Source organism: Streptomyces sp. AgN23, assembly GCF_001598115.1.
Lineage (GTDB): Bacteria > Actinomycetota > Actinomycetes > Streptomycetales > Streptomycetaceae > Streptomyces > Streptomyces antimycoticus.
Map to the genome: position 1 here is coordinate 6823673 of NZ_CP007153.1, position 13679 is coordinate 6837351.

Consider the following 13679-nt stretch of genomic DNA (forward strand, 5'->3'; position numbering starts at 1 on the left):
ACGTGGAACTGCGTTGGTTCGCTTCCGTTGCACCGCCCTCAGCATGCGGGTAGGCGCCCGGAGCCCGCAGAGCGTTATCCACAGGCGGTGGAATAAGTCGTACGAACACCGGTCGTACAAGCCGTGCACACCGTGGAGTGGTTCGGTCCGCAACAAGGTGCGGGGCGGGACTTCCCCGGCGGCCAGCGGGTAACGTCGGGGCGTGCCCGCCGATCCGTCCTCTCGCACCGCGGGGGAGAGCCCCCGCAGCGCCGCGAGCGCACCGCGCACCGTCCCGAGCCCGCAGAGCCGAGGCTCGGGCGCGAGCGCGGTCGAGGTCCGCAGGAGCACCCGGCGGCGCAGGACGGTCTCCGCCTATCGCGAGGGTGACCGCACCGTCGTCCTCATCCCCGCCCGGATGTCCGAGGCGGAGGAGCGGCGCTGGGTGAGCGTCATGCTGGACAAGCTGGCCGCGCAGGAGAGCAAGCGGATGCTGGGCGACGCGGAGCTGGCCGCCCGCGCCGAGCTGCTCTCCGGCCAGTACCTGGGCGGGCGGGCCCGGCCCGCCACCGTCCGCTGGGTCACCAACCAGAACACCCGCTGGGGGTCGTGCACCCCCGCCGAGGGCAGCATCCGGCTCTCGCACCGGCTCCAGGGCATGCCCGAGTACGTCGTGGACTATGTGCTCCTCCACGAGCTGGCCCATCTGCTGGTGCCGGGCCACGGCCGGCGCTTCTGGCAGCTCCTGGAGGCGTACCCGCGGACCGAGCGGGCCCGGGGCTATCTCGAAGGGGTGGTCGCCGCCGGGCGGTTGCCGCACCTCACCGGGCCCGGGGACGACCAGCCGCAGGGGACGACGCGGGTGCCGTAACGGAACCGCTCCCGTGCCGTAACGGAACCAGACCCGTGCCCCTTGGCGTCGCTCATAGTCGGCGGCAGCGGCTAGCCTGGCGCGCAATGCACTCACCGGTACGTCGATGGGGGACGGTCCTAACGTATGGCCAGGGAATTCCAGCGCGGCCACAAGGCCAGGATCAGTGATCTGACGGCCGGGAGGGATCTGTACGTCGGGGTGCAGATCGCCGGGCCCGGTCTGACGTTCGACATCAGCTGCTTCGGGCTCGACGCGGACGAGCGGCTGTCGGACGACCGCTACTTCATTTTCTTCAACCAGCCGAAGTCCCCTGAAGAAGCGATACAGCAACTCGGGGCGCAGGCCGGTGACACGGATTCGTTCCGCGTCACGCTCGACAGCATCCCCTCCACCATCCACAAGCTCTCCTTCACCGCGACCCTCGACGGCGCCGGGCAGATGTCGCAGATCGGCCCGGGCTATATCCGGATCGTCGCGGGCGGCGAGGAGGTGGCCCGGTATTCCTTCACCGGTGCGGAGTTCAGCACCGAACGTGCGGTGATGCTGGGCGACTTCTACCTCAAGGACGTCTGGCGGTTCGCCGCCGTCGGACAGGGCTTCGACGGGGGACTGGACGCGCTGCTCAAGAACTTCGGCGGTGAGGTGGCCGAGGAGGAGCCCGCCCCCGCGCCCGCCCAGGGTGCCGCGCCCGGTTTCGCGCCGCCCGGCCAGGCGGCTCCCGCCCCGGGCTTCGCGCCCCCGGCCGCGACCGCTGCCCCGGCCGCGACCGCTGCCCCGGCCGCCCCGGCGCCGCCCGCACCGCAGCCTGCCCCCGCCTTCGGCACTCCCCAGGGAACGCCTCCGCAGGGAACGCCTCCGCAGGGCACACCGCCGCAAGGGATGCCGCCCCAAGGGGTGCCCGCCCCGGGTACGCCCCCGCAGGGAACGCCCCAGGGCACGCCCCCGCAGGGCGTTCAGCCACCCGCCCCCGGCACCCCCCAGATGCACGGCGCCCCGACCATCGCCGCACCCATCGCGCCGCCCGGCCCAGGCCAGGTGCCCCCACCCGGCCAGGTGCCGCCGCCCCCGCCTCCGGGCCAGTTCCCGGGCCAGCAGGCCCCCTTCGGGCAGCCGCCGGGCCAGACCCCGCCCGCCCCCGCGCCGTACGGCCAGCCGTACCCCGGCCAGGCCGGTCAGCCGGGCCAGCCCGCTCCTTACGGTCAGCAGCAGGCCATGGGCGTCCCCCAGGGCGGCGGTGGCGCGCCCGGGCTCCAGGCCGCGCTCGCCCAGTACCGGGAGGCGCCCACCGGCCGGCGCTGGACGCCGCAGAACCCCCGGCTGATGCGGGTCGACCTCGGCGTCGGCGGGCAGCCCGTGCTCGCCCGCCAGGGCACGATGGTGCTCTACCAGGGCAAGGTCGACTTCAGCTACAAGGGCGCCGGCTTCCGCGGCCGGATCGTCGGCAACGCGACCGGCCAGGAGATGCAGCTCATGCGCTGCACCGGCCAGGGCCAGGTCTTCCTCGCCGAGAACGCCGCCGAACTCCACCCGATCGAGCTCCAGGGCGACGCCATCTGTGTCGCCGCCGAGAACGTGCTCGCCTTCGACGAGTCGCTGCACCACGAGGTGCGCCGGATCGAGGGCCATGGCATCCCCGGCGGCGCGCTGTTCACCATGCAGTTCCAGGGCACCGGCACCGTCGTGGTGAAGACCGAGGGCACGCCGGTCGTCCTCCCCGTCACCCCGACCACCTTCGCCGACAGCAACGCCATCGTGGCGTGGTCCGCCGGATCCCAGGTGATCATCTCCAGCCAGGTGCGGCTGCGCCGCAGCGCCTACCCCGGCCACAGTGGGGAGACCGTGAACCTCCAGTTCCGTGGCGCGCCCGGCAACTTCATCGTCGTCCAGCCCTACGAGGTCTGAAGGAGCCCGTCATGGACCAGCAAATGATCTCGGGCTTCGCACCCGCCCCGGTCGCCGCCCGCATGGAGAACCACGGCGCCAGCATGCTCAAGGTCGCCATGCAGAGCGGCCAGGACCTTTTCGCCCGCACCGGCTCGATGGTGGCCTACGAGGGCTTCGTCCAGTACGAGCCCAACCCGCCCGCGGTACGTCAGATGGCCTCCCAGTGGCTGACCGGCGAGGGCACCCCGCTGATGCGGTGCAGCGGCGACGGCCTGCTCTACCTCGCCGACTACGGGGCCAATGTCGTCTGCATCAACCTGGGCGGCGACGGGCTGTCGGTCAACGGCACCAACCTCCTCGCCTTCGACGCGCATCTCCAGTGGGGCGTCGAACGGGTCAAGGGCATCGCCAAGTTCGCCGGGCAGGGCCTGTTCAACGTGGGCGTCTCCGGCACCGGCTGGGTCGCCCTGACCTCCCGCGGCACGCCGATCGTGGTCGACTGCGGCCGCGGTGAGGACGAGACCTATGTGGACCCGGACGCACTCGTGGCCTGGTCCTCGGGGCTCAAGGTGAAGGGCAAGCGCAGCTTCAAGGCGTCGTCCCTGATCGGCCGGGGCAGCGGCGAGGCATATCAGCTCGGTTTCTCCGGGCAGGGCTTCGTCGTCGTACAGCCCAGTGAGGACAGCACCGACCGGCTCCGGGCCCGGGGCTGAGGGGGAGGGACACCAGATGCAGAGCCCGCTTTTCGCCTTCACCGAGGCCCAGACGCAGGACCGCTACGCGCTGCAGAACCCGCAGCTGCTGCGGGTCGCCCTGAGCGGCCATGAGGATGTGCTCGCCCGTAAGGGCAGCATGGTCGCCTATCAGGGGCTCATCGAGTTCGACGGCGAGTACCAGACGCCGGGGCAGCGCATGACCCGCAGCCGCGCCGGTGAGGGCCTGGACCTGATGCGCTGCTCCGGGCAGGGCACGGTCTACCTCGCCAACCTCGCCCAGCACATCCATGTGATGGACGTGGACCACGACGGGCTGACCGTCGACAGCTCCTACGTACTAGCGCTCGACTCCACGCTGCACTGGGAGACGATCGCGGTGGACAGCCAGTACGGGATCTCCGGCTCCGGCAAGTACAACCTCAACATCTCCGGCCACGGCAAGGTCGCGCTGATGACCTCGGGGCAGCCGCTGCTGCTCCAGGTCACCCCCGACAAGTACGTCAACGTCGATGCGGACGCCATCGTCGCCTGGTCCAGCTCGCTGCGGGTCCAGATGCAGGCGCAGACGCACTCCTCGGGCGTCTGGCGGCGGCGCGGCAACACCGGCGAGGGCTGGGAGCTCAGCTTCCTCGGCCAGGGCTACGCGCTGGTGCAGCCCAGTGAGCTGCTCCCGCCGCAGAACGCGGTGGTCGGGGGCGGCGTGGCCGCGCAATTCGGCATGGGCCAGCAGGGCGCCCGCGGTCAGAACCAGGGCAACATCTTCAGCAACTGACCGAGGCCACGTTGATCACGCTGATGGAGCACGGCGGCCGCGGACTCCCGGTTCGCGGCCGACGCGCTCCTCAGAGCAGCGCGCGGGTGCGCGTCACCAGGTGCCGCACCGATTCATCGGCCACGTCCGCCACCTCGTCGTAGCCGAACCAGCGCAGATCCAGTGACTCGTCGCTGATCGCCGCCACCGCGCCCCGGGGCGCGACCGCCGCGTACTGGACGTCCAGATGCCAGGCGCAGGGGGTGTGGTGCCGGTCGAGCCGCACCGGGCCGCCCGGCAGCAGCGTCAGCCCCTCGATCCCGGACTCCTCGGTGGCCTCGCGCAGCGCCGCGCCCGCGAGCGTGGCGTCGTCCGGCTCGCAGTGGCCGCCCATCTGCAGCCACATCCGCAGCTTCCGGTGCAGGGTGAGCAGCACGCGCTCCCGGTCCGGGTCGACCACCAGCGCGCTCGCCGTGATGTGGCCGTCCCCGCACGCCTTCCACATGCCGTCCGGATACGCGGCCAGATGGTCGCCGTAATGCCGCCGCAGCCGCTCCTGGGCGGCATCGGGCGCGGGCCACTCGGTGAGCACCCGCGCCGCGTCCTGGTGCAGACTCACTTCTCGCCGTCGCCCCGGTCGTCGTCCTCGCCGCCCTCGCTGTCCTTACGCAGGTCGGGACGGTCGGGGTCGTCCTTACGGAGGTCGGGGCGCTCGGGGCCGTCCTTACGGTCCTCACCGCCCGCCGCCTCGCCGAGCATCTTGTCCAGCTCGGAGAAGTCCAGCTGCTCGCCGTGGACGAAGCCGTCCGGGTCGTCGAGGTCCTGCGCGGTCGGCAGCATGTCCGGATGCGCCCACAGCCCGTCGCGCCCCTCCAGGCCCCGGGCGTCGGTCAGCGAGGCCCACAGCCGGGAGGCGTCCCGCAGCCGGCGCGGCCGCAGCTCCAGGCCGATCAGCGTGGCGAAGGTCTGCTCGGCGGGGCCGCCGCTGGCCCGGCGTCGCCGCAGCGTCTCGCGCAGGGCGTCGGCGGAGGGCAGATGCGGCTTGGCGGCGGCGTGCACCACCGCGTCCACCCAGCCCTCGACCAGCGCCAGAGCGGTCTCCAGACGCGCCAGCGCGGCCTTCTGCTCGGCGGTGTCCTCAGGCTGGAACATGCCCTGCTGCAGTGCCTCCTGCAGCTGCTCGGGGTGGGTCGGGTCGAGCTGGCCGACCGCGTCCTCCAGCTTGGCGGTGTCGACCTTGATGCCGCGGGCGTATCCCTCGACCGCGCCGAAGAGGTGCGAGCGCAGCCACGGCACATGGGCGAAGAGCCGCTGGTGGGCCGCCTCGCGCAGGGCCAGATACAGCCGGACCTCTTCCTTGGGCACGCCGAGGCCGGAGCCGAGCGCCGCGATGTTGACCGGCAGCAGGGCCGCCTTGCCCGCCGGGCCCAGCGGCAGCCCGATATCGGTCGAGCCGACCACCTCGCCGGCCAGCACGCCCAGTGCCTGCCCGATCTGGGTGCCGAACATGGCGCCGCCCATCGAGCGCATCATCCCGAGCAGCGGGCCGGCCATGGCCTGCATCTCCTCGGGCAGCACGTCGCCCATGGCGGCGCCGACCCGCTCGGCGACCGGGTCCACCAGGTCCTTCCACACCGGCAGGGTCGCCTCGACCCATTCGGCGCGGCTCCAGGCCACGGCGCTCCCGGAGCCCGAAGGCAGCGAGGTGACGCCGTCCAGCCACAGGTCGGCCAGGCGCATGGCCTCCTGGACCGCGGCACGGTCGGCGGGGCCGACGCTCTCGTCCTTACTGCCGTCGGCGGTGCCGCGCGCCACGGTCTGGCGCGCGATGTCCTTGGCCATGTCCCAGTTCACCGGGCCGCCCTCGTAGGAGAGCATCTGCCCGAGCTGTTGGAAGGCGGCGCCCAGGTCGCCCGGATTCAGCGAACCGAACATCGCGGCGAACGGATTGTCCGCGCCGCCCGCTCCGCCGGGTCCGCCGCCGAACCCGAAGGGATTCGCGGGGCCCTGCTCGCCGCCCTGGCCGCCCTTCTTCTTGCCGTCGTCGCCGTCCTCCGGCTCCTCCGGCGGAAGGCCGAATCCGAATGGGGTGTCACTCACGGGTTTCCTCGGCTCGTTGGGCCACCGGCTCCCGGGCCGGTGGCGGATGCCCGACATCACCACCCAGCCTAGACACCTCGCCGGTTTCCGGGCTCGGTGCTTCGCTGATCGCCGCCCTGCGGCAGGATGGACGTCACCTGGTACGTATGCGTGCATGCGCTCCGTACCGAAGACAACCGCTGGAGACGCCCGGTGAGTTCCCCAGACCGAGAAGTTCGCGCTGCGCGAAACGATACGGCTCGCACCGCACGACGACCCGTCGTGGCGGTGACCGGTGCCGCCTCGGGCCCAGGTGCCCTGCTCACGCAGCGGCTCGCGGAGTCCGAAGAGGTCAAGCAGGTCCTGGCCATCGATGAACGCCGCGGTGAGGTGAGCGAGGCGCAGTGGCATGTGCTGGACGTCCGCGATCCGGCCATCGCCGAGAAGCTGCGCGGCGCGGACGTGGTGGTTCACCTCGCCGTCGACCTGGACCTGGGCACCGACTCCGCCGCCCGCACCGCCTACAACGTGCGCGGCACCCAGACCGTCCTTACGGCCGCCGCGGCGGCCGGGGTGCGCCGGGTGGTGCTGTGCACCTCCGCGATGGTCTACGGGGCGCTCCCGGACAACGCCGTGCCGCTCGCCGAGGACGCGGAGCTGCGGGCGACCGCCGAGGCCACCGGCGTCGGCGATCTCCTGGAGATCGAGCGGCTCGGGGAGCGCGCGCCCCGAGCGCATCCGGGGCTGAATGTCACCGTGGTGCGCCCGGCGATCCTGGTCGGCGGCACGGACACCGCGCTCACCCGCTACTTCGAGTCACCGCGTCTGCTGGTCGTCGCCGGATCCCGTCCCACCTGGCAGTTCTGCCATATGGAGGACCTGGTCGGCGCGCTGGAGTACGCCGCTCTGGAGAAGGTCGAGGGCGAGCTGGCGGTCGGTTGCGAGGGCTGGCTGGAGCAGGATGAGGTCGAGGAGCTGTCCGGAATCCGGCGCATGGAGCTGCCCTCGGCGGTCGCCCTGGGCGCCGCCTCCCGGCTGCACCGGCTCGGTCTGACGCCGTCCCCGGCCGGCGATCTCGCGTACACGATGCACCCGTGGGCGATCAGCGGCAGCAGGCTGCACGCGGCGGGCTGGCGGCCGCGCTGGACCAACGAGGAGGTCCTGGCGGAGCTGCTGGAGGAGGTCTCCGGCCGCCATACGGTCGCCGGCCGGCGTCTGGGCCGTAAGGACGCCACGACGCTCGGTGCCGCGGGTGCGACCGTGGCCCTGGTGGGCACCGCGGCGATCGTGCGCCGCGCCCGTAAGGCGCGCCGCCGGGCCTGAGACGGGACTGGCGCGGGCACGGCGCGGGCCTGACCCAGACGGGCCTATACCGGAAGACACTTTCCGGGATCCGGTATTACGTGAGGACGGGACGGTGCGGCACGATGGACGGCATGGCACATTCGTACGATCACCCCGGCGAACTCGCGGCCGCCAATCCCATCCGGCTGCTCGCCGTCCGTGACACACCCCTCTCCGTCGACGAGGTGTTCGGGGCGGTGGGCGATGCCGCGGCGGGCGGTACGGCGCTGTTCGTGGGCACCGTGCGCAATCACGACGGAGGCGCGGAGGTCGGTGCCCTCGGCTACTCCGCGCATCCGACCGCCGAGGCCGAGCTGCGCCGGGTGGCCGAGAAGGTCGTGGCCGACTTCCCGGTCCGCGCGCTGGCCGCCGTGCATCGGGTGGGCGATCTGGCGATCGGCGATCTGGCCGTGGTGGTGGCCGTCTCCTGCCCGCACCGGGCGGAGGCGTTCGCCGCCTGCCGCCGTCTGATCGACGACCTCAAGCGCGAGGTGCCGATCTGGAAGCACCAGTCCTTCGCGGACGGGACCGAGGAATGGGTGGGCGCGTAGCGCCTCGTTGCGGGGTGGTGGTCGGGTGACGGGAGGGCGGGTGGGCGCGTAGCGCCTCGTTGCGGGGTGGTGGTCGGGCGGCGGGAGTGCGGTTGGGTGCGGAAGGGTGTACTCCACTTGCGTAACCCCCACCCTGCCGTGAGCGTTGACCTGGCAGAGGATTAATCTGCTCATCTGTCAGTCGCGGTCGTGGATCGCGATTTTTCCAGGGGTCGGGAGGCTGCTGTGGGTGCGCTTCTCTGGTTGCTCATTCCGCTGTTCGCGGCGATAGCCGCGGCGATATACGCGGGCATAGCCGCCCGAGCCGTAAATCGGAAGTCCGGGGGGGACGTAGCTGAGTTGGCCGGATACGCGCGCTTCCGCGAGGCGATGGAGCGCCAGCCCTCCGATTCGGACGCCGCGGCCTGACCGCGCCCCGTCCGCGCCGCCCCTCGTACGGACGGCCCCGACGGTGGACTGACGGACGGGTCCCGTACTGTCGTTCCATGCCACGCCGCACTGCGACGATGCTCGCCTCCCTTCTGATGCTGATCGCGCTGCTCTGCGCCGGAGTGCTGATCCCGGTGCCGTACGCGGAGATGTCTCCCGGGCCGACGTACAACACCCTGGGCGAGCACAACGGGGAGTGCGTGCTGCAGATCTCGGGCCGCAAGAACTGCGAGACCACGGGTGGTCATCTGAACATGACGACGGTCCGCGTCACCGGCTCCGAGTACCGGATGAACCTCGTGGAGGCCGTCTACGGCTGGCTGGCGCACGATGACGTGGTCGTGCCGCACAGCACCCTCTACCCGGACGACAAGACCCCGGACCAGGTCGATCAGCAGAACGCCGAGGAGTTCACCCAGTCCCAGGAGTCCGCCAAGGTCGCGGCGCTGCGGGCGCTGAAGAAGCCGGTCACCGCGCATGTCATCGTCGGCGCCGTCCAGAAGGGCGCCCCGGCCCAGGGCAAGCTGCACGCGGGCGATGTGATCAAGTCGGTGGACGGCACGGCGGTGCGCGAGCCCGATGACGTCGCCAAGCTGGTCACCAAGCACAAGCCGGGCCAGAAAGTGGCCTTCTCGGTCGTCCCGGCCAAGGACGTGGCCGCGGCGGAGAAGCGCGGCAAGCAACCCACCGGCGAAGAGCGCGTCACGATCACCACCGTGAAGGCGGACCAGGGCCGCTCCCGCGCCATCGTGGGGATCCAGGCCGGGGTCGACTACACCTTCCCGTTCCGGATCGACATCAAGCTGGCGGACGTGGGCGGGCCCAGCGCGGGGCTGATGTTCGCGCTGGGGATCGTGGACCGGCTGTCGTCCGGGGATCTCACCGGCGGGAAGTACATCGCGGGCACCGGCACCATCGACGACAAGGGCACGGTCGGCCCGATCGGCGGGATCGAGATGAAGACCATCGGCGCGCGCGACGCGGGCGCCCGCTACTTCCTCACGCCCAAGGAGAACTGCGCGGCCGCCGCCAAGGACGTGCCGGGCGGGCTGCGGCTGGTCAAGGTGCACACGATCGACGACGCCCTCAAGGCGCTCGAGAAGATCCGTAAGGGGGACACCGCCGGTCTGCCGAAGTGCGCGACGGGCTGAGCGGCGCCCCCCTCTCGGCGGTCAGTCGGTGGCGAAGGTGGCGCTGAGCGCGTCCGCCAGGCCCGGCACCAGGCCGGCACCGGTGAGCACCTCGGTCGGGGAGTCCTTCTCCCGCAGCCGCAGGGCCGACTCGCGCGTGCCGTCCCGCAGCACGGCGACGGTCATCCGGACCTCCTGGCGGTCCGGGTGTTCGGCGACCCACTTGGCCAGCTCGGCGTCGGCCAGGCCCTTGGGCACGGAGCCCTCGGCGGACGGCGGCAGCATCTGCCGCTCGACGGTCAGGGCGCAGCCGGTCACGGCGTCGGGCCAGGCGATGGTGGCGAGGAACTCGTCCAGCGGGGCGCCGGAGGGCAGCTCGTCCTGCTCGATGGGGGTCAGGGAGGCGATCTCCTCGCCGCCCTCGTCAAGGCCGAGCTGGGAGGCGAGGCCGGGCTCCTCGGCGCGCAGCCGGGTGGTGTCGACGAGGGCGAAGAGCCGGGCGGGCTGGTCCCAGCCGAGCCCTGAGGCGTACTCGTCAATTTCGAGGACGGCTCGGGTCAGAGGATTCGAGGCCAGCGGGTCGGTGCCGGGGGTTGCGTTGGACATGGTTCATATCGTGCCCTGTTCGGACCCGGAAACGGGAACTGAGTAAAGCCTGAGTAAGTTGCATCAGGTGGGCCCTGGAGTTCAGGGTCCTCAATCGACAGCGAACTTCGAGGTGCGCACCTTGGCTTTCCAGATGCCGGACCGCGGCGGAGGCCCGACGGGGCCGCGGATGAGAGTCGGCCGACCGTCCCGGCGTGCCAGGACCCTGCTCATGACCCTGGGCGTGCTGGCCGTATTGGCCATGCTCTTTGTCATGTTTGCCGGGTTTTGGACGGATTGGCTCTGGTATCGCTCGCTTCATTACTCGTCCGTCTTCAGTACGACCCTGAAGACGAAGATCGGTTTGTTCTTCGTCTTCGGCGTGCTGATGGCCACGGCGGTGGGGATCAACATCTGGCTGGCGCACCGGCTGCGGCCGCCGCTCAGCGCGATGTCCATGGAGCAGCAGAGCCTGGACCGTTACCGGATGGGCATCGCCCCGTTCAAGAAGTGGGTGCTGCTCGCGGTCACCGCCCTGGTCGGGCTGATCGCGGGCGCCTCGGCGGCCGGCCAGTGGCGGATCTGGCTGCTGTGGGTCAATGGAGTGCCCTTCGGTCAGAAGGACCCGCAGTTCCACAAGGACGTGGCGTTCTACGCCTTCGATCTGCCCTGGTACCGCTTCCTGCTGAGCTTCGGCTTCGCGGCCACGGTGCTCTCGCTCATCGCCGCCGCCCTGGTGCACTACCTCTACGGGGGCCTGCGGGTCACCAGCCCCGGCGCCCGCGCGACCGCCGCGGCCACCGGCCATCTGTCGGTGCTGCTGGGCGTCTTCGTCGCGCTCAAGGCGGTGGCGTACTGGCTGGATCGCTACGGCCTCGCGGTGAAGTCCAGCGACTTCAAGGCGACGGGCAACTGGACGGGTCTGCGCTATGTGGACGCCAACGCCTATCTGCCCGCCAAGACGATCCTGTTCTGCATCGCGGCCATCTGCGCGGTGCTCTTCTTCGCGACGCTGTGGCGCCGCACCTGGCAGCTGCCGGTCATCGGCTTCGGGCTGATGGTGCTGTCGGCGATCCTCATCGGCGGGCTCTACCCGGCGATCGTGCAGAAGTTCCAGGTGCAGCCGAACGAGCAGGCCAAGGAGGCGCCGTACATCCAGAAGAACATCGAGGCCACGCGCCAGGCGTATGGCATCGATGACTCCAAGGTGGCGGACTACTCCGGCAAGAACGACAGCGAGGGCGGCGAGAAGCTCCGTAAGGACGCCAATTCGACGGCCAGTTACCGGCTGATCGACCCCAGCGTCATCTCGCCGACCTTCCAGCAGCTCCAGCAGGAGCGGAAGTACTACCAGTTCCCCTCGACGCTGGACGTCGACCGCTACAAGGGTGCCGACGGCAAGGACCAGGACACCGTCGTCGGTGTGCGCGAGCTGAACCTCAACGGCATCCCCAAGCGGAACTGGATCAACGACCACTTCACCTACACCCACGGCTACGGCATGGTGGCGGCGAAGGGCACCACGACCGATCCCAACGCGGACCCGGCCGGTTCGCCGGACTTCACCGAGTCCGGGCTGCCCACCAAGAGCTCCAGCGGCGGCGGGGTCGGCACCTACCGGCAGCAGGTCTACTACGGCGAGAAGACCGATCAGTACTCGATAGTCGGTGGCCCCCAGAAGGAGCTCGACTACGAGAAGAACGGCGAGAAGACCACCAGCTACAAGGGCAAGAGCGGGGTCAGCCTCTCCAACCCGGTCAACCGCGCCGCCTACGCGGTGGCGTTCGGCGAGCCTCAGATCCTCTACTCGGGCGCGATCGGCGACGGTTCGCGGATCCTGTACAACCGCACCCCCAAGGAGCGCGTCGAGAAGGTCGCCCCCTGGCTGACCATCGACGGTGACGCCTATCCGGCGGTGGTGGGCGGCCGGATCAAGTGGGTGGTCGACGCCTACACCACGACCAACGGCTATCCGTACGCCTCGCGGACGACACTGGGCGACAGCACGGCCGACTCGCTGAGCGACGGAGACCGGTCGGTGGTCGCCCAGCAGAACAAGGTCAACTACATCCGCAACTCGGTCAAGGCGACCGTGGACGCCTACGACGGCACGGTCAAGCTCTATGAGTGGGACACCAAGGACCCGGTCCTGAAGACCTGGGAGAAGGCGTTCCCGGGCACGGTCGAGCCCAAGGAGAAGATCAGCCAGGACCTGATGGAGCATCTGCGGTATCCGCAGGACCTCTTCAAGGTCCAGCGCGAGCTGCTGACCCGCTACCACGTCACCGACCCGACGCAGTTCTACAGCGGCAGTGACGCCTGGCAGGTCCCCGAGGACCCGACCCACAAGGAGGGGAACGCGGTACCGCCGTACTACCTCAGCATGAAGATGCCCGACCAGAAGGGGCAGACGTTCTCGCTGACGACGACCTTCACCCCCAACGGGCGTCCGAACCTGGGTGCGTTCATGTCGATCGACGCGGATGCCAACAGCAAGGACTACGGCACGATAAGACTGCTGAAGGTCACCTCCAACGTGCCGGGGCCACAGCAGGTGCAGAGCGAGCTCAACGGTGATCCGGAGGTCGCCGAGTTCGTCCGGAACCTCAGAGGCACCGACTCCGACATCGAGTACGGCAATCTGCTCACCGTGCCACTGGACGACGGCTTCCTGTATATCGAGCCGGTCTACGCCCGCGGTGGCAGCGCCAACTACCCGCTGCTGAAGAAGGTGGGCGTCTCCTACGGCAAGGAGACCGTCTTCAAGGACACCCTGGGTGAGGCCCTGGACGCCGTCTTCGGTGAGTCGCCCGAGGAGCAGCAGCCACCGGGCGACGGCGGGCAGGAACCGCCGTCGAGCGCCAACCCCACGGTGAAGGAAGCCCTCAAGGACGCCCAGGAGGCGTACCAGGACGGCCAGGACGCGCTTCAGAAGCAGCCGCAGGACTGGGAGGCGTACGGCAGGGCCCAGGACGATCTGAAGGACGCTCTGAACCGCGCCGCCAAGGCGGAGGAGAAGGCGGGCGACAAGCCGGGGCAGAAGCAGAACCAGCCGCAGAGCCAGAGCGCCGGTGACGGTTCCGGCAAGAAGGGCGGCTGACCCTCTGACGACCTGCGAGAACGGCCGGGCGGCCGACCCCGCGCACCGTGATACGGTGGTGGCAACACGGCGCGGGGTGGAGCAGCTCGGTAGCTCGCTGGGCTCATAACCCAGAGGTCGCAGGTTCAAATCCTGTCCCCGCTACTGACAGACACGGCCCGGATCCGCAAGGATCCGGGCCTTGTTGTGTGTTCTGCGAGCGTCCACTCGGGGAATGCGGATACAAGCGTTTGGGTTGTCTCTCTGTGGGCATGTCG

At 70.4% G+C, this 13679-nt stretch carries 11 protein-coding genes and 1 tRNA gene; 9 read left to right on the forward strand and 3 right to left on the reverse strand.

The window, feature by feature from the left end; all coding sequences use genetic code 11:
* Window positions 1–202 precede the first annotated feature (202 nt).
* From AS97_RS29695 to AS97_RS29710, 4 genes are all read left to right on the forward strand, one after another.
* Entirely contained in the window at window positions 203–850 is a 648-nt protein-coding gene (locus tag AS97_RS29695; RefSeq protein WP_059145206.1) for a M48 family metallopeptidase, read from the forward strand.
* Between the two features lie 126 nt (window positions 851–976).
* Window positions 977–2755, forward strand: a complete 1779-nt coding sequence (locus AS97_RS29700) for a TerD family protein (RefSeq protein WP_210565962.1) — start codon at window positions 977–979, stop codon at window positions 2753–2755.
* A gap of 11 nt (window positions 2756–2766) precedes the next feature.
* A complete protein-coding gene (locus tag AS97_RS29705) occupies window positions 2767–3450 on the forward strand; it encodes an AIM24 family protein (RefSeq protein ID WP_210565963.1) in 684 nt (227 codons plus the stop codon).
* Between the two features lie 16 nt (window positions 3451–3466).
* Entirely contained in the window at window positions 3467–4225 is a 759-nt protein-coding gene (locus tag AS97_RS29710) for an AIM24 family protein (RefSeq protein WP_210565964.1), read from the forward strand.
* 70 nt (window positions 4226–4295) lie between these two features.
* Here AS97_RS29710 and AS97_RS29715 read toward each other — a convergent pair whose 3' ends face one another.
* Window positions 4296–4823 carry an NUDIX hydrolase gene (locus tag AS97_RS29715; protein WP_059145203.1) on the reverse strand — a complete coding sequence of 176 codons (528 nt, stop codon included), beginning with the start codon at window positions 4821–4823 and terminating at the stop codon, window positions 4296–4298.
* A complete protein-coding gene (locus tag AS97_RS29720) occupies window positions 4820–6304 on the reverse strand; it encodes a zinc-dependent metalloprotease (RefSeq protein WP_059145202.1) in 1485 nt (494 codons plus the stop codon). Before AS97_RS29720 ends, AS97_RS29715 begins: the two co-directional genes overlap by 4 nt.
* Before the next feature lie 192 nt (window positions 6305–6496).
* On the opposite strand from AS97_RS29720, the gene AS97_RS29725 reads away from it, so the two are divergent.
* From AS97_RS29725 to AS97_RS29735, 3 genes are all read left to right on the forward strand, one after another.
* The gene (locus AS97_RS29725; protein ID WP_210565965.1) at window positions 6497–7606 is read left to right on the forward strand and encodes an NAD-dependent epimerase/dehydratase family protein; all 1110 of its coding nucleotides are present in this window, start codon (window positions 6497–6499) and stop codon (window positions 7604–7606) included.
* Window positions 7607–7710: 104 nt separating this feature from the next.
* The gene (locus tag AS97_RS29730) at window positions 7711–8178 is read left to right on the forward strand and encodes a molybdenum cofactor biosynthesis protein MoaE (protein WP_086711864.1); all 468 of its coding nucleotides are present in this window, start codon (window positions 7711–7713) and stop codon (window positions 8176–8178) included.
* Between the two features lie 485 nt (window positions 8179–8663).
* Window positions 8664–9758 carry a PDZ domain-containing protein gene (locus tag AS97_RS29735; protein ID WP_079059961.1) on the forward strand — a complete coding sequence of 365 codons (1095 nt, stop codon included), beginning with the start codon at window positions 8664–8666 and terminating at the stop codon, window positions 9756–9758.
* 21 nt (window positions 9759–9779) lie between these two features.
* Here AS97_RS29735 and AS97_RS29740 read toward each other — a convergent pair whose 3' ends face one another.
* Window positions 9780–10343, reverse strand: coding sequence for a PPA1309 family protein (locus tag AS97_RS29740; RefSeq protein WP_059149456.1), 564 nt, complete (start codon window positions 10341–10343; stop codon window positions 9780–9782).
* A gap of 133 nt (window positions 10344–10476) precedes the next feature.
* Between AS97_RS29740 and AS97_RS29745 the strand changes: the two genes are divergently transcribed.
* Window positions 10477–13422, forward strand: coding sequence for a UPF0182 family protein (locus AS97_RS29745; protein WP_086708992.1), 2946 nt, complete (start codon window positions 10477–10479; stop codon window positions 13420–13422).
* Between the two features lie 70 nt (window positions 13423–13492).
* A tRNA-Met gene (locus AS97_RS29750) sits at window positions 13493–13566 on the forward strand.
* Window positions 13567–13679: the final 113 nt, after the last annotated feature.

Bases quoted from the DNA above. Each gene is read 5' to 3' on its own strand.
- AS97_RS29700 (WP_210565962.1), top strand. From the start codon at position 977: ATGGCCAGGGAATTCCAGCGCGGCCACAAGGCCAGGATCAGTGATCTG.
- AS97_RS29705 (WP_210565963.1), top strand. From the start codon at position 2,767: ATGGACCAGCAAATGATCTCGGGCTTCGCACCCGCCCCGGTCGCCGCC.
- AS97_RS29710 (WP_210565964.1), top strand. From the start codon at position 3,467: ATGCAGAGCCCGCTTTTCGCCTTCACCGAGGCCCAGACGCAGGACCGC.
- AS97_RS29730 (WP_086711864.1), top strand. From the start codon at position 7,711: ATGGACGGCATGGCACATTCGTACGATCACCCCGGCGAACTCGCGGCC.
- AS97_RS29735 (WP_079059961.1), top strand. From the start codon at position 8,664: ATGCCACGCCGCACTGCGACGATGCTCGCCTCCCTTCTGATGCTGATC.
- AS97_RS29740 (WP_059149456.1), bottom strand. From the start codon at position 10,343: ATGTCCAACGCAACCCCCGGCACCGACCCGCTGGCCTCGAATCCTCTG.
- AS97_RS29745 (WP_086708992.1), top strand. From the start codon at position 10,477: ATGCCGGACCGCGGCGGAGGCCCGACGGGGCCGCGGATGAGAGTCGGC.